The sequence below is a fragment of the Thalassospira sp. genome, from assembly GCF_040218635.1.
Classification (GTDB): Bacteria; Pseudomonadota; Alphaproteobacteria; order Rhodospirillales; family Thalassospiraceae; genus Thalassospira.
The window spans coordinates 1,081,523-1,097,526 of record NZ_JAVJRB010000012.1 but is presented as its reverse complement, the minus strand read 5'-3'; the positions used below and the strand labels follow the sequence as shown (position 1 = coordinate 1,097,526).

The window sequence follows — 16,004 nt, the reverse complement described above, 5'->3', positions numbered from 1 at the left end:
GGATATCCTGATCATTAATGTTATTGTATGAAGAATGAGGGTCAAGACTCCTTAATTTGTTTGGAATGGTCAATCAGATTTTTGCGGATACGCGAAGCGAAACAGCAGGAAGGTGGTTATCTTTCAATGTTTTGCGACAAAGTGGCCCGAGAAAATCCGGTTGATCCGAAGGACAGTCGTTATATTTGCGAACTCCCGCGTCAAATCCCTTGTGCGGGATACCAACCCGCGCGGCGGGCTTTTCCTTGGATTTCGCGAATATAACGACTGCCATTACAATCAAATTAAGGGGCCCTGACCCTAAAAACATAACTGTCGGGAGGAAGCATTATGCACGCACAAGGGGCGTATTATTCAGGCTGCTAAACAGGGCCTGTGACCGATGGGTGCGTCAGGCAAAAAAATGTCGTTTGAACGTTTCTTGCTTTTGCACTGCACATATCGGATGTGATGCCAAATCCGTCAATTATGACTAAGATCGCGGATCGGTTTTCGGGCGGAGTCCCGTAAACCACACCGCCAGACAGAAACCAGAATACGGGAGACGGAACGATCATGTCTGATCGCACACCGACACACTATACCAGCCTGCAGGACAAATCGGTCTTTATCACCGGGGGTGCTTCGGGCATTGGCGAGGCGATTGTCACCGCCTTTGTCGAACAGGGCGCCAAAGTCGCCTTTGTCGACATCATGGAAGATGCCGGCAATGCGCTTGTCGAAAAAATGTCAAAGGATGCGCGCAATGCGCCGGTCTTTATCCAGTGTGATCTGACCGATATTGATGCCCTGCGCGCAGCCGTTGCCAAGGCCGCCGAGCTTAATGGCCCGATCACGGGTCTGATGAACAATGCCGCGAACGATACCCGCCATAAATGGCAGGACGTCACCCCGGAATACTGGGATGAACGCCAGGCGATCAATATCCGCCCGTCGTTTTTTGCCATCCAGGCGGTTGCGCCGATGATGCAAAAGGCCGGTGGCGGTGCGATCATTAATTTCGGGTCGGTCAGCTGGATGATGGGGCAGGGCGGCATGCCGGGCTATACCACGGCAAAATCGGCAACCCATGGCCTGACACGCGGCATGGCGCGCGATCTTGGCAAGGATCATATCCGGGTCAATACGCTTGTTCCGGGCTGGGTCATGACCCAGCGCCAGCTTGATCTTTGGGTCGATGAGGCGGCCGAACGTGAAATTGACGAACGCCAGTGCCTTAAAAACAAGGTGATGCCGGGTGATATTGCCCGCATGGCGCTGTTTTTGATTTCCGATGAAAGCCGGATGGTCACCGCCCAGAACTTTATCGTTGATGGCGGCTGGGTCTGATCATCCACATTACCGCTATCAATCTGCAATGATTGTTTCCCGCAAAGTAACAGACCTATCAGGATAGATTTCATGAGACTGGTTCAATACAAGGATACCGCAGGCGCCCAGCATGTGGCCGTGGTCGAAGACCAAGATACGCTTATTGCGCTTGGTGGTGTTTCCACCACCCGCGAACTGGCCGGGATCGCCATTGGTCAGGGCATCACCATGATCGAGGCCGCCAAGGCCCGCATCGGTGAAGAGCGCCTTGATTACAATGCGGTTGCCGCCGAAGGCCGCCTTTTGGCCCCGATTACCCATGCGGATCCGGCGCATTTTCTGGTGACCGGCACCGGCTTGACCCATTTGGGATCGGCATCGGCACGCGCAAACATGCATACATCGGGCACCAAGGCCGCCGATGAAACAGATTCAATGAAGATGTTTCGTATGGGGGTCGAAGGCGGTAAGCCGAAGGCTGGTGAAACCGGCGTTCAGCCCGAATGGTTCTATAAGGGTGATGGATCAATCGTTGCCACGCCGGGCGGCGATATGCCAAGCCCGTCCTTTGCCCTTGATGGCAGCGAAGAGCCGGAAATTGCCGCGATCTATGTCATTGATCAGGATGGCAATCCGGTGCGCATCGGCTTTGCCATTGGTAACGAGTTTTCCGACCATGTGACGGAACGCCAGAACTATCTTTATCTGGCCCATTCCAAACTGCGTGCCTGTTCGATGGGGCCGGAATTGTTGCTTGGCGATTTGCCAAGCCATGTTGAAGGCACATCACGCCTCTATCGCGATGGCAAGGTGATCTGGGAAAAGCCGTTTTTGAGTGGCGAAGACAATATGTCGCACACGCTTGCGAACCTTGAATACCATCATTTCAAATATGATCTGTTCTGCCGTCCGGGCGATGTGCATGCGCATTTCTTTGGCACAGCAACGCTTTCCTTTGCCGATGGCATCAAAACCCGGGATGGCGACGAGTTCGAAATTGAATCGCCGCTGTTTGGTCGCGCATTGCGCAACCGCCTGAAAACACAAGCCGAACGCAAGGTGGTTGTCAAAACCATCTAACGGCTTTTTCGGGGATATCGTTATTTCCAAGGGGTGTGAAAACCCCGTCTCCCTCCGAACGACACAACCTTCCCCGGCTCAAGCAATTGGGCCGGGTTTTTCTTGTTTAGCTTTAACTTTAGGTTGTGGATTAGCGTGGTTCGTGTTCTGCTAAAGTACATATTGGGAGTCCGCGATTTAGACGGGAATTAAATCTGGCTCTAGCTTCCTATCACGAGATTATTTGTCTGATAGTTCAAGTACTGGAAAATATATATGACAGTTGGCGGGGCTATTTCAAAAGACAATTCAATGCTAGCCATTCACACGAATTTTGCTATTTGGTCAGCTAGACGGCTGGGATTTTTATACCCCGATCTCAGACTAACTCTCTATGGTTCGGAATATACTTTCACGATATACATCGAAAATTGTCCAAATGAGGAATTCTCGAGTCTGTCTGAGTTGTTCAACGACAAAATTCGACCGATTACATGCAATATCACTTTAGCTAATAGTAGAAAGAATTTCGGGTCTATTATTGATCGAAAAGTCAGCTATGAGTCTGAGCTTTGGCTTAATGACGAGCCTCTCAATTCTTCAGAATTAAACAAATTGATTTTTTTGGCAGAGTCCAAGCTACCAGAAGGTGGAGTGGATTTTGACCATGAAGCCCACCGTTGGGTATTCAAGTCACCAACTCCCCTCTCAGAGACCGAAAAGACGACGGTTGATAAAGCTGTAAATAAGACGGGTATAACTCAAAAAATAGATTTTATTGTAGTGCCGCCATCGATGCGTCACGGTCACTCATCTCGAACACATGATAGCCTCGATCTAATAACAAGCCGGGAGCTCACGCGGGGACCAGACACCCTCAAAAACTTGGTCGAACGAGATGAAGACGAATGGCGTGTTTTTTTTGCGTCGTAGGGCCTCTCAGGAGATCATTGAACCTGAAACGGCTTCACCATCAAGTTTTGCATGTTTATATGATGCGGAACATTGTGGTGAGAGTCGGCTTTCCGAGCTTCTGACCTTATATGACAGGGTCGATATACTGCCCGAGAGAAATCATCTTGGATGGACGTCAAAGCATCAAGTTCCGTTAAAGGATCTACAAGAGCTAATACGACTCAAAAGAGTGCGGGTAATCTTGCCATACTCTGCAAATGATTACCCTTCGTCGCTAATTGAGTCAGCATTCGAGGCCGATTCTTCTTCTGTTGTCCTTTCCCGTTCTTTGGCCACAAGAACTATTATCCGTGGGCAAAAAAAAGAACCTTTTCTTTACGCTCCCCTGACGTCCAGCCAGCGCGCAGCAATCCTTTTTGCTATGCATAAGGTAACGAAAGACGACAAACATAGAGGACTGGTCAAGAGTTACGGCGATTTGTTCATTCGACAACACGATACGTTTATGATGCGGGGAGCACTAGCGTCATTTGGTTATGGGGTGGGCACTTACCTTGGAGATGTTTTTCTTAAGCTCCTCAATCGGGATGCCCGTCTCGAACTTGCGATTTGTGGCGCTGGTATTGAATGGGCTCTTGCCTTGGGCGCTAGTTACATTCCAAGAAATTTTGGAGGTTTCGACGAGACAGGGAATAGCCAAATAATTGCGAGTTTTTTAGGCGGTACGAAAGCAATTCCTGCTGATCCTGTTGCTAATCGTATTCATACCGTAACTGATGGTTTGCTCTCTGTTTCAGGTATCTCTCCCCTTGAAGTTGTAAAGAACTTCCATTCTTTGCCTGCTGTCCGTTTTCGGAATGTGGCAAAGAAACTTATGTCATCTTCTGCGGATGAGGAGGCTTTAAGAGACGCTATCTCTAAGATTAATGCTGACGTAAGACTTTTTGAGCGCCGTTCAGAACGCCTCCGTCGCTGGAACGTGGGTGCATTAGTTGGAGGGGGGGCCGGAGCACTTATTACCAGTGGAGTTCCATACGGGGGATTTGCATCGGTTGCAGCAAAATGGGCATATGATTTATTTCTGAATGATAAGATTCCAACGGACGTCCGAGGCGAGCTTGAGGATGCTTTAAGCATGATTGCAGGACTCGCTACCGGGGCGTCCTTGGACGCAGTGGTAGTCAGCCGTTCAAGAAAGAAGATTGCGGGTTAGTTGTTTATGTGTGCTTAAGCAGTCCGGGTGGAGCTTAGGGCAGGCCCAGAATTCACTGTGGGCTCAACCCTTTGCCCGAGGTGTCAAACCATCATTTTACATCTGGAATGACCGTAATCTTCGCCCGGAATTTGGGGCATATTGCTTTCGCCGAGTCAAGTTACCTGATCTTCATCAATGGTTATCAGCCATTCAGTAAGAACATTTAACGTTCTCAAATTGTCTTCTGAGCGGCCTATCCTACTACTTTTGTTTAGGTAAACTACTCTTGATGGCCATCGACCGCGTAAGTTTTATATGAGCAAATCTTTATGCTGGGAATGTTGGACGTAGTGGTCGTACGCAGCTTTCTGAGTTCAAGGTTTAAGGTGTGAGGCGCTGCTCGTCTTCGATGTGTGCGATACAATCTACAAGTCAATTTGAATGACCGACAAAGCAAATCAATAAATTGGTGAGCTGGCGGAATTGTGAAGGATTATAAAGACATGGCTAGATGTACTGCTCCAGTAAGGGGGCATCGTTCGTCTGCTGCTGCAGCCGACTGTCCCGCGTGCGGAAGTCGGGGTAGCCGCTTCAGCAGTTACGGCGGGTATGGCGGTGGTTACAACCGATACGAAAGTTCTACTCGACCATCATATTCCTCATCAAGGATCACTAGTAGCGGTAGCTCGGGGCGACGCGCAGTAAAGCCGCGATGGTCGGGGGGGGGCTCGGTGGTATTGTACACACCTGAACAAGTGCAAGCACTCACGCCGGTTCGAGAAAATGTGGAAAACCTAGCCGTCTCACAACCTGAACTTCGAGACGTGTTTCTCTGTCACGCGTGGGATGATAGGCAAGGGGCCGCCAAAGAATTACATGATCTACTTGAAGGACTCGGCGTTCGAGTATGGTTCAGCGAGAAGGACCTTGGTCTCGGAGTGCCTATGATGCGGGCGATCGACAAGGGCTTGGTGAACTCGCGCGTCGGCATTGTTTTGGTTACCCCGGCCATGTTACGACGCCTCCCGGCAGAAGGTGTTGCAGATAAAGAGCTTTCGGCTCTCCTCCGGCGTGAGCGGCTCGTGCCAGTTGTTCATGGAACAACTTATGAAGAGCTGGAAAAGGTTAGTCTCTTGCTGGCCTCCCGGGCAGGGTTGAGCACTAGCGAAGAGGCAATGTCGGAAGTTGCCGCCAAAATCGCCGAGCTGGTCTCCATTGAGTAGTATTGAGATTCAACCTCAAGCAAAGCTACATTCACGTTGGATGTAGATGAGCTTGCACAGCCTTCTGCCGCTGAGATGGGCGAGTGACGGTAAAATCTGGCGCAATACGTGATGTATCGTACGGTTTGGCAGATGGATTCCCGCCTACGCGGGAATGACGGGGGTGGTTGGGTTCGGTTTGGTTGGGGTTGGTTGGGGTTGGTTGGGATAGGCAGAATCACAAAGGGCAGCGGATGTATTCCGCTGCCCTTTTTGTTTGTGGTGTGTTTGCGTTGGTGGACGCGATGGGGGGAGGTTTGCGGTCAGGCTTGTTCGGTTGCCGGGGTGACGGTCGAGATCGTGCGCAGGACGATGGTGGCGAAAAGGGCTGCGCCGACAAGGATGACGCCGCCGATGCTAAACACGCCAAGCGATCCGACATGATCGAAAATGACCCCGCCAATGACAGCCCCGCTGGCAATCGCGGTCTGGAAACCGGCAACGAATAATCCGCCGCCGCTTTCGGCTTCATCAGGCACGGTGCGCGTGATCCAGGTTGACCAAGCGACCGGAACGCCGCCAAAGGCCATGCCCCAGATTGCGACCAGAACGATGGTCGGGTTGAGCGCACCATCAATCGCCACCATGCCAAGCGCACAGAGCCCCATAAGGAGCGGCATCAGGGCGATGGTCATGCGGAGCGAGCGTGAAATCAGCGCGCCAGCCAGATAGGTACCGGCGAAATTGGCAAGGCCAAAGCCGAGCAACACGCCCGAAACCCCCGCCGTTGCAACGCCGGTGACGTTTTCAAGGAACGGGCGGACATAGGTGAACAGGGCGAAATGGCCGGTAATGATCAGGACCAGTGAAAACAGGCCAAGCTTCATGCCCGGACGGTTGATCAGATCAATCAGGGTGCGCAAGGTTGCCCGTCCTCGTGGGGGCAGGGACGGCAAGGTGATGAATTGGGCGACAAAGGTAATCGCGCCAACACCGGCGGTGAGCAAAAACACGCTGCGCCAGCTTATGATATCGCCAAGATAGCTTCCGACCGGGGCGGCAAAGACGGTGGCGGCGGAAACGCCGCTGAACATGATGGCCAAGGCACGCGGCACATCCGATGCCGGAACCAGACGCATAACCGTTGCCGCCGACATGGCCCAGAAACCGCCAAGGGCAACGCCCAGCAAAATACGGCCAAGCAGCAGGAAGGCAAAGTTTTCCGCCATGCCGACTATGATGCTTGAAATGATCAGAAAGACCGAAAAACTCAGCAAGACATGACGGCGATCAAACCGGCGGGTGACGGTGGCGATCAGAAGGCTTGTGATCAGGGCAAAGATCGCGGTGGTCGAAATGGCCTGTCCGGCCAGTCCTTCGGAGACATTGAGGTCACGGGCCATCGGGGTCAGAAGGCTTACGGGCAGGAATTCGGCCGTGACCAGGCCAAAGACGCCAAGGGTCAGGGAAATGACAGCACCCCATGCCGCGGGCGTTTGCGCAGTGGTTTGCGCTGCCGCGGGCTGGGGGGCAGATTGAGCTTCACTCATGGGGAGTCCTTTGAGTTAAGGGGCAGGGCCCCAGATTGGTGCATTGCACACAAAATAGACTGGACCCGTTGGACGGTCTATGCCAGTTTATCTGCCATTATTGATCATTCGTCCGGAATGACGACGGGTCAGGGCGACGGAGAGCCGGAGTGACGGGACCGACAGGATTGACGGGATTAACGGGATTAACGGGATGTACGCCATGCAGATGCTTTCGAGTGACCTGATCAGCGAGCTTCTTTTGGGGATGCGGCTTGACGGGCTGCATTACAATCGCATCCAGATTTCACCGCCCTTCGGGGTGCGGTTTGGCGAGGACCCGACGCGCGCGCAGTTTCATTTTATTGCCCGCGGCCGGGTGTATCTGCGCACCGATAGCGGGGTTGTCCATACGCTTGAGGCAGGCGATGCGGTGCTTTTGCCGCGCGGGGGCATTCATGCCTTGCTGTCCGATCCGGCCATTCCGTGCCTTGATGTCACCGATTACAGCGTGACGACGATTTGCCGCCGGGTGGATGACATTCATGCCTGCAAGGCGGAAATGTGCCGCAGCACCGATGCGCTTATTTTCAGTGGTTGCATGGAGTTTGATCTTGGCGGGATGCATCCGCTGGTTTCCATGATGCCCGAGGTGATGCAGGTCGGCACCCTGATTGATCGAAACCCCGAAATCCTGCCCGTGCTTGAGGCGATGGCGCGCGAAGTCAGTGCGGAGCGGGCCGGTTTTGCCGGAATCCTGACCCGGCTTGCCGATGTGGTATCGGCCTCTATCGTGCGCGGCTGGGTCGAATGCGGGTGCGGCGATGCCGCCGGTTGGGTCGAGGCCTTGCGCGATCCGCGCATGGGCCGGGTGATTGCGGCGATCCACCGGGAGCCGGGCCGCAACTGGAGCGTGGCGGCGATGGCGTCCGAAATGGGCAGTTCGCGGTCGGTCTTTGCCGAACGGTTTCTTGAGGTGACCGGGGTGACGCCGCTTCGCTATGTGACCGAGCTTCGCATGCGGCTTGCCAGCCAGTGGATCGGGCGCGACCGCATGGCGATTGATGTGGTGGCGGACCGGCTTGGTTATGGCTCGCAGGCCGCATTCAGCCGGGCGTTCAAGCGCACGACGGGCAAATCGCCGGGCACCATTCGCACGGTGCGGGCGGCGTAGGCCTTGGGCCTTCCGGGCATTATGCCGGGCGGTAAAGAGTGTTTTGGGCGGTATGGGCGGCGGCGGTGAGCTTTGCGATCAAATCCATACGGTTCTGATCAAGGGTGGCGGGCGATGCGCCGAACACCGAAAAGGCCGAGATCATTTTGCCGTGTTGGGTCGTGACGGGCACGGCGATGGCATAGATGTCGTTTTCGCGTTCGCCATTGTTGGTGGAAAAGCCTTGGGCGCGGATGGTTTCAAGTTCGGTTTTTAAGGTTTTGATATCGGTGATGGTGTGGTCGGTCATGCCGGTCAGGGTGGCGTTTTTGAAATAGCGGTCCTGATCGTCCTTGTTCATGTGCGCCAGCCAAAGCTTGCCGTGTGCTGTGCAAAAGGCATCAAGCTTCGATCCGATGCGGATATCGACATAAAGCGGGCGGTCGGGCAGGGCCTTGGCAATACAAACCGCCATGTCACGATCAAATTCGGTCGCCATGCAGGCTTCACCGGTCTCGATCGCAAGCTGATCAAGGATCGGCTGTAAAAGCGTTGGCAGATCACCATCGCGCAGCACCCGATCCCCCAGATCAGCAAACATATAGCCCAGTCGAAACACGCCGCGCGCCGATGCCCGAAGGGCCCCGGCATGGACCAGTGTGTGCAAAAACCGGTGGGCGGTGATCATGTTGATGCCAAGCGCATCGGCGGTTTCCTTGGCCGTCAGTTCGGACTTTCCCGATGCAAACAGATCAAGAATTTTAAACGCCTTAAGCACAGATCCGTTGAGTTGGCTGGTCATGAGTTTCCATTCACATCACGGTGGGGTGGTCGTCCTGCTTGACGACGACCGGATTTCAATAATAAACTATATTATAAATCATATTTCAAATATAGAAATATTAAATGAAAAGAGCAAGAGGCGTCTGATGCAAAACGACACGCAGGAAAAAACCGGCCAGATCACCCTGACGGCGGGCGGGGCTGTTTTGGCCCGGATGAAGGCGATCGGGATTGATTATATTTTTGCCAATTCCGGTACGGACTTTCCGCCGATCATTGAAGGATTGGCCGAGGCCGCGGCAAAGGATATCGACCTGCCACACGCGCTGATCATGCCGCACGAAAATGCCGCGATGGGCATGGCGCATGGCTATTACCTTGCGACCGGGAAAGCCCAGGCGGTGATGGCGCATACCAATGTTGGCCTTGCGAACTGTGCGATTGGCGCGATCAATGCCGCGACCGAACAGGTGCCGGTTATCTTGATGTCGGGCAGAACGCCGGTGATGGAAAAGGGCCGACTTGGCGCACGCACGGTTCCGATTGGCTGGGGCCAGGAAATGCGCGATCAGGCGGCATTGGTGCGGGAATCCACCAAATGGGAATATGAGCTTAAATTCCCGGAACAAGTGCCTGATGTGGTGGATCGTGCTTATGCGATTGCATCCTCGGTGCCCAAGGGCCCGGTTTATGTCAGCCTGCCGCGGGAAGTTTTGTGTGAACCTTGCCCGAGTGATGACATTGACGGGCCGCTGCGCCAGCAACCGGTGCAAGTCGCCCCGCCACAGGCCAGTGTGGAAGCCGCAGCAGACATTCTTGCCAATGCCAAGAACCCCGTGATCATTGCCCAGCGCGGTACGGGAACGAATGAGGCGTTTGATCGTTTTGCCAAACTGGTCGATCAGTGGGGCATTCCGGTTGTGCAATATTGGGCCATTCAATTGGCCCTTGGCACCGATCATGCGATGCATGCTGGCATGGATCCGGCACCGTGGTTGAAAGATGCCGATGCGGTGGTGGTGATTGATTGCCTTGCCCCCTGGTCACCGGAAATCCACACATTACGCGATGATTGCAAGGTTGTGCAGATCGGGCAGAACCCGCTTTATTCCCGCTTCCCGGGGCGTAATTTTGCTGCTGACCTGTCGCTTTGCGGCGAGACGGGCGATGTGATCATGATGCTGGCGGCGGCCATGGATCGTCGCCATGCCGATCATGAAGCGATCTGTTCGGAGCGCCGGGGCAAGGTTGCCGCGATTAATGCCGAAACCCGCAAAAAGGCCTTGGTGGCGGCGGATGCAGGGTCGGTGGATCCGATGACCAAGGCTTATGTATCGCGCTGTCTTTCAGATGCGATTGCCAACCGTCCGGCCACGGTGTTTTCCGAACTTGGCTGCCCGCTTGAGCCGCTTTCGCTGTCAGCGCATAGCAGTTGGTTCCAGGAGCCGCATTCGGGCGGGCTTGGCTGGTCCTTCCCGGCATCGATGGGCTATCAGCTGGCCGATAAGGACAAGCTGGTTGTCGCGACCATGGGCGATGGATCATACATGTTTGCCAACCCGACGGCGTGTCATCAGATTGCCGAGGCGCTGGAACTTCCGATCCTGATCCTTGTTTTAAACAACAATGAATGGGGGGCGGTGCGCCAGTCCGTGACCGGGATGTATCCCGATGGTTATGCGGCGAAAACCAATGAAATGCCCCTGACGGCGCTTAAACCTAGCCCTGATTTCACCAAGGTCGCCGAGGCCAGCCGCGCATGGGTTGCCAAGGCCAAGCGTGCCGAAGACTTACCGGGGATTTTGCGCGATGCGATCAAACATATTGACACCAAACGCACCCATGCGTTTGTTGAAGTAACGATTGCGCCGTAAGATCCGGCGATGTTAGCAGACAGGAAAACGGGCATCGTGAATTCGATGCCCGTTTTTTATGGTTTTGGAGTCTTATGTGTCTATGATCGCGGGAGTTGTAGAGCGACTTTAAATAACAAACGGGCATTTTCAGGATATGGCAAAGCCAGAAGGGCGGACAAGAATCTTGGGTGCTTTGCGTCGCGCAAGTTAGTGTGAGTTGAAGAGTCCTGACCCCGACTTGGTATCAGTTGTGAGCTTCTTTCGATGAGTATGAAGTATGAAACGTTGCGTATTTACGTTGGTTTTTTCAGGTCCAAGCTCTTCAAGTTTATCTTCTTAAGTCTTTATGCTTGGCCGGTTGTAGGCGGCTATCTCGATTACAGTGATGTCTTGCCATCAACGTTATGGTTGAACCTAACGATAGGTGTTTTCGGTTCCCTTCTTATTGTGTGTACGCCTCGTCGTCGACGAGTGCTACGCAATATCGCAAGCAAGCCAACACCCAAGGGATGGAGGCGACGGTCCTGTCCAAAGTGCGAGCTGATTTTGGGGCATTTCTACGGGCCATTCATTGCCTTTTGGTATGCGTTGTTTGCAAATGCTGAAGCGACTGTTCTATTGCCAGCTTTAGCATTCTTTGCAGTATTCTTTACACTCACCATATTGTTGTTTTGGCGGCCGCTTGTGGTCAGATTCTTGTTCGGTTTTGATAAGCGAACCAAGGTTTTCGGGCTTTTAGGGTGAAACTGTAGCTTCTTAATGCTTCAGCGCGTTTGACCGATGCCCGTTTTTTATGGTTTTGGGGTCTTATCTGTCTATGATCGCAACAGTTGTAGAACGGCTTTAAATAACACATGGGCATTTTCAGAATATGGCAAAGCCAGAAGGGCGGAATAGTGGTGCGGGTAACGACAAACCTGCCGTTGATGTGCATGACGGGGTGCCGTTGCTTGATAGCGGGGTGAATTTCGTCGGCGAGCAGGTGCGCTATCCCAAGGGCAAAGCCAGGATAAAATCGATGTTGGCGACCATGGCGCCGGGGCAGAAGACCGGTTGGCACAAACATGGTGTTCCGACATATGGATACATCCTTGAAGGTCAGATCACAGTCGATTATGGCGATGCCGGAAAGACGACCTATCACGCCGGAGAAGGGGTGCTTGAAGCCATGGATTACTGGCATGAAGGGATCAATGACGGCGATATCCCGGCACGGGTTGTTGTGGTTTTCATGGGGGCCGAGGGGGCAGAAAACGTGATTTACAAGCCAGAAGGCGTGCCTGATTAAAACGATATTTCCCAATATGTTAAATGACTTGTGGCATAATGTTGCTTAGTTTGCTAGCAGGTTGAAATGCCTGCTTGCATCACAGGCAGTTTCATTATTTCATTGGTGCGTATGATTTGATTTGCCTGCCCTAAAGGAGCCACCATGGATCGTGTTGTCGGAACATCAGGACGGATTGCGTTTGCCAGTGCGATGCGCAACCTGCTTGCGGATGTCTATCCCGGCCACGACCATGAAGATCTGGTGCGCCGCGCGTTTGAGGTTCTTGGTCTTCCGATTGAAGGCGACGGGCCGGAGCCGTGCGAAGAATATTTGCGCAAATGGGATCAGCGCGATGCGTTTCTGATCACCTATGGCGACAGCATCCATCAGGACGGCAAGAAGGGCCTGCAAAGCCTTGGCGAGTTCCATCAGAAATGGTTGAAGGACTGGCTGATCGGCATTCATATCCTGCCATTTCATCCCTTTACATCCGATGACGGGTTTTCGGTCAGTGATTTTAACGTGCTGCGCCCGGAACTGGGCGACTGGGACGATGTCAAAGAACTGGCCAAGCATGGCACGGTGATGGCCGATCTGGTGGCCAACCATATTTCGGCATCCCATGAATGGTATCAGCAATTCCTTGAAGGCGATAAGCCGGGCGTGGACTACATCAAGACCGCCCGTCTTGAAGATGATCTATCGGATGTTGTGCGCCCGCGCAGCCATGCGTTGCTGAATGACGTCATCACCAAACACGGTGAAAAGCATGTCTGGTGTACGTTCAGTTATGATCAGGTGGATCTGGATTACGGCAACCCGGACGTTTTCTTTGAAATTCTGAAAGTCGTTCTTAATTATCTGAAAAACGGTGTGCGGGTTGTCCGCCTTGATGCGATTGGCTTTATCTGGAAAGAAGTCGGGACGACATCGATCAATCTTGAACAGACTCATAAATTGATCAAGGCGTTGCGTCTTGCCGCCAATGCGATCTATCCGGATGTTCTGTTTATTACAGAAACCAACCTGCCGCTTTTGGAAAACCTTTCTTATTTCGGCAATCAGGATGAAGCGCATCTGATTTACAATTTCTCCCTGCCGCCGGTGATCATTCATGCGCTTTTGAGCGGGCGGTCTGATTATATCCGGAAATGCATCATGGCGATGCCCCCGGCACCGGCGGGCTGCACGTTCTTTAACTTTACCGCCAGCCACGATGGCATCGGCCTGCGCCCGGCCGAAAACCTGATCCCGGATGAAGATATTGACGGGTTAAAGGACCATGCGATCAAGATGGGCGGGCAGGTCAGTTTCCGGGCCCTTAAGGGCGGCGGGCAGAAGCCGTATGAGTTGAATGTCACGCTGTTTAGCATGCTGGCGGAAAACTTTGCCGGCGAGGCGGCAATGGGGCTGGAGCGGTTTGTCATGAGCCAGGCGATTGCCATGTCGCTTGAAGGCATTCCGGCGATTTATGTCCAGACCATTCTGGCGACCGAGAACGATCAGCAGGCTTATAAAGACACCGGCATTCCGCGCCGCCTGAACCGCAAGGTCTGGCAGCTTGAAGATGCGGAAAAGGTTCTTAGCGACGAAGGCCCGGCGAAATCGGCCTTTGATCAGTTGCGCGCCCTGATGTCGATCCGCATGGGGCAACCGGCATTCCATCCGAACGCCACGCAATATACCCTTAGTCTGGGACCCAGTCTTTTGGGGGTCTGGCGGCAATCGCATCTGAATGAACAAAGCATCTTTTGCGTATTCAATCTGACGGAAACGCCACAGGAACTTGATCTGTCGAAAATCAATCTGATCATGACCGAAGGCTGGCAGGATTTGATCACGCAGCAAGTGATCGAAGATTACGACGGGATCATGACGTTGGCCCCGTATCAGATCGTCTGGATTTCCAATCTTGATGGTCGGAACCGCACCGAAAGCCGTCTTTTACAACGCTATCGCGATGCGATGCCGGTTTGATCGGATCCCCGATTATCAGGATGATGCGGGATATTTCAAATGCCTGAAATCATGGTAAGTATTTATACTTAAACAAAAGTTTTTGGTCTGTTGGAATTTATTGTTGCGTCTGCGAGCATGCTTTGCAAAGCTGGATGACCAAACAAGACCAAGGGGCATGATACGCAATGGCGTATGCGCAGGAAGTTCGAATTCCGCATTTGCCCGATGATGTCGACCATCGTGTCCGGGCGTATTTCGAGACATGGCACAATGCGAAGCGTGGCGACGCGGTGCCGCATCGCAAGGTTCTGAATGGCGATGTTTTGGCGGCGTGGGTCGATGATATCAGCATCTATGAATATCTTCCCAAAAAGCGCGATTTTATCATTCGAATTGACGGCCCGAATATCATTGCTGCCAGTGGTGAAAGCTATCTTGGTTGTTCACCGCGCCAGATTGATCTGGATTACGGCACAACCACGCATGCAACGCTGCTTGGCGTGATTGATGAAGGAAAACCGGCGTTTCACCGGGTCGGGCTTGAACTTAAAGTCTGGGAAGAATGGTTGCGTTTGATGTTGCCTGTGAAGACGTCAGATCGTGATGGCAATGTGGTCTTGCAGGTGTTTGTTTCACATTTTTTCTATCGCGGCGGCTGATTTCCGGAAATCTGCGGGCTGGATGCTTGTTTTATATTAGATTTTCACCACGTAAATAAGTGGGAAGAAATCCAGGACGCCTTGGCGAATGTATGATTCAGCAGAAATAGAGTTGGACGGCTTGGCGGAGGACGTTGACCAGAACGTTGTTGCCCTTGTCGATGCATGGCTTGAGGCATCCGCACAATGCACGGAAAATGACGTTCCACCGCGTTCCGTTTTAACTGCGGAGCGCCTTGGTAAATGGCGCGATGACATCAGCATTTATGAATTTCAGCCGGTCAAAAATGATTTCCTTGTCCGGATAGACGCACCGTCGATCATAACCCTGAGCGGGGAGAGTTTTCAGGGCACAACGCCGCGCGAAATTGATCTTAAATACGGCACCAACCTGATGGGCGCACTGTTTAGAACGATGAACGAAAAACGGCCAACTTTTCAGTATGTCAATCTGATCAATGCATATGGAAAACAGCGTCACTGGTTGCGGGTTCTGTTGCCGACCCGAACTGTAGATCAGTTCAATGATCCAGTTCATCAGGTGCTTGGCGCGCGTTTCAACTACGAGCCAGTACATTACATTTAGCGGGGTGGAAGACGGATGGCGGATCTGCAAATTTCGCAGGAAAAGGAAATCTTGCTGCAGGAATTATCTGATGATGCCCCACGCGAAGCGCGCAAGTTGCTGGCCCTTTGGCAAGAATTCGCCAATCAGGGGCGCACGCCAACCCGAGATGATTTTAATGCTGAAAACCTCGCGCCGTGGCACGAAGATATCAGTATTTACGAATATCACCCCGAGAAAGACGACTTTCAGATATTGCTGGAAGGCGAAAATATCATTGCCTTGACCGGCGAAGATTGGCGCGGTGCATTTTCGCGTGAGGTCGATTGCCATTTTTCAACCGGCCTGCATGCCGCACTTTCGCTGGCACGAAGAACAGGCCAGCCGCAAATCCATCAATTGCAAATATTTCAAAAGGAATGGCGCCGCGGGGTGCGGCTTTTGCTGCCGGTGATATTGCAAAAAGACGGCAAGGAAGATGTTTGTCAGGTCTTCCTTGCGATTTTTCCGATGCGTGATTTGATGTTGTAACACGTCACAGAGCGTCA

Annotated in this window: 14 protein-coding genes; 12 read left to right on the top strand and 2 right to left on the bottom strand. The window is 52.9% G+C overall.

All coding sequences use genetic code 11. The annotated features are described in order from the left end of the window. The first annotated feature begins 555 nt into the window (after nt 1-555). From RIC05_RS19060 to RIC05_RS19040, 5 genes are all read left to right on the top strand, one after another. Nucleotides 556-1,329 (top strand): SDR family NAD(P)-dependent oxidoreductase, encoded by a 774-nt coding sequence (locus RIC05_RS19060; protein WP_350046106.1) that lies wholly within the window; start codon nt 556-558, stop codon nt 1,327-1,329. 72 nt (nt 1,330-1,401) lie between these two features. Next, nucleotides 1,402-2,391 carry an AraD1 family protein gene (gene araD1, locus RIC05_RS19055; protein WP_350046105.1) on the top strand — a complete coding sequence of 330 codons (990 nt, stop codon included), beginning with the start codon at nt 1,402-1,404 and terminating at the stop codon, nt 2,389-2,391. Nucleotides 2,392-2,646: 255 nt separating this feature from the next. Further along, the gene (locus tag RIC05_RS19050) at nt 2,647-3,303 is read left to right on the top strand and encodes a hypothetical protein (protein WP_350046104.1); all 657 of its coding nucleotides are present in this window, start codon (nt 2,647-2,649) and stop codon (nt 3,301-3,303) included. Beyond that, nucleotides 3,269-4,498, top strand: coding sequence for a hypothetical protein (locus RIC05_RS19045; protein ID WP_350046103.1), 1,230 nt, complete (start codon nt 3,269-3,271; stop codon nt 4,496-4,498). The genes RIC05_RS19050 and RIC05_RS19045 overlap by 35 nt, the downstream gene beginning before the upstream one ends. 713 nt (nt 4,499-5,211) lie before the next feature. Beyond that, entirely contained in the window at nt 5,212-5,703 is a 492-nt protein-coding gene (locus RIC05_RS19040; RefSeq protein WP_350046102.1) for a toll/interleukin-1 receptor domain-containing protein, read from the top strand. A gap of 302 nt (nt 5,704-6,005) precedes the next feature. Here RIC05_RS19040 and RIC05_RS19035 read toward each other — a convergent pair whose 3' ends face one another. Next, nucleotides 6,006-7,232 (bottom strand): MFS transporter, encoded by a 1,227-nt coding sequence (locus tag RIC05_RS19035; RefSeq protein ID WP_350046101.1) that lies wholly within the window; start codon nt 7,230-7,232, stop codon nt 6,006-6,008. A 202-nt stretch (nt 7,233-7,434) separates the two neighbouring features. Between RIC05_RS19035 and RIC05_RS19030 the strand changes: the two genes are divergently transcribed. Further along, a complete protein-coding gene (locus RIC05_RS19030; RefSeq protein WP_350046100.1) occupies nt 7,435-8,385 on the top strand; it encodes an AraC family transcriptional regulator in 951 nt (316 codons plus the stop codon). A 19-nt stretch (nt 8,386-8,404) separates the two neighbouring features. Here the strand turns inward: RIC05_RS19030 and RIC05_RS19025 are convergent, their stop codons facing one another. Next, on the bottom strand, nt 8,405-9,166 hold the full coding sequence (locus RIC05_RS19025; RefSeq protein ID WP_350046099.1) for an IclR family transcriptional regulator: 762 nt from the start codon (nt 9,164-9,166) through the stop codon (nt 8,405-8,407). A 127-nt stretch (nt 9,167-9,293) separates the two neighbouring features. Here RIC05_RS19025 and RIC05_RS19020 point away from each other — a divergent pair, with 127 nt between their 5' ends. The 6 genes from RIC05_RS19020 to RIC05_RS18995 all read left to right on the top strand — a co-directional run bounded on the left by RIC05_RS19020 (nt 9,294) and on the right by RIC05_RS18995 (nt 15,987). Next, the gene (locus tag RIC05_RS19020) at nt 9,294-11,021 is read left to right on the top strand and encodes a thiamine pyrophosphate-requiring protein (RefSeq protein WP_350046098.1); all 1,728 of its coding nucleotides are present in this window, start codon (nt 9,294-9,296) and stop codon (nt 11,019-11,021) included. An 853-nt stretch (nt 11,022-11,874) separates the two neighbouring features. Next, nucleotides 11,875-12,291 (top strand): cupin domain-containing protein, encoded by a 417-nt coding sequence (locus RIC05_RS19015; RefSeq protein WP_350046097.1) that lies wholly within the window; start codon nt 11,875-11,877, stop codon nt 12,289-12,291. A gap of 144 nt (nt 12,292-12,435) precedes the next feature. Next, a complete protein-coding gene (locus tag RIC05_RS19010) occupies nt 12,436-14,250 on the top strand; it encodes an alpha-amylase family glycosyl hydrolase (RefSeq protein WP_350046096.1) in 1,815 nt (604 codons plus the stop codon). A gap of 167 nt (nt 14,251-14,417) precedes the next feature. After that, nucleotides 14,418-14,891, top strand: coding sequence for a hypothetical protein (locus RIC05_RS19005; protein WP_350046095.1), 474 nt, complete (start codon nt 14,418-14,420; stop codon nt 14,889-14,891). A gap of 88 nt (nt 14,892-14,979) precedes the next feature. Continuing rightward, nucleotides 14,980-15,477 (top strand): hypothetical protein, encoded by a 498-nt coding sequence (locus RIC05_RS19000; RefSeq protein ID WP_350046094.1) that lies wholly within the window; start codon nt 14,980-14,982, stop codon nt 15,475-15,477. A gap of 15 nt (nt 15,478-15,492) precedes the next feature. Continuing rightward, the gene (locus RIC05_RS18995) at nt 15,493-15,987 is read left to right on the top strand and encodes a PAS domain-containing protein (RefSeq protein ID WP_350046093.1); all 495 of its coding nucleotides are present in this window, start codon (nt 15,493-15,495) and stop codon (nt 15,985-15,987) included. Nucleotides 15,988-16,004 lie beyond the last annotated feature (17 nt).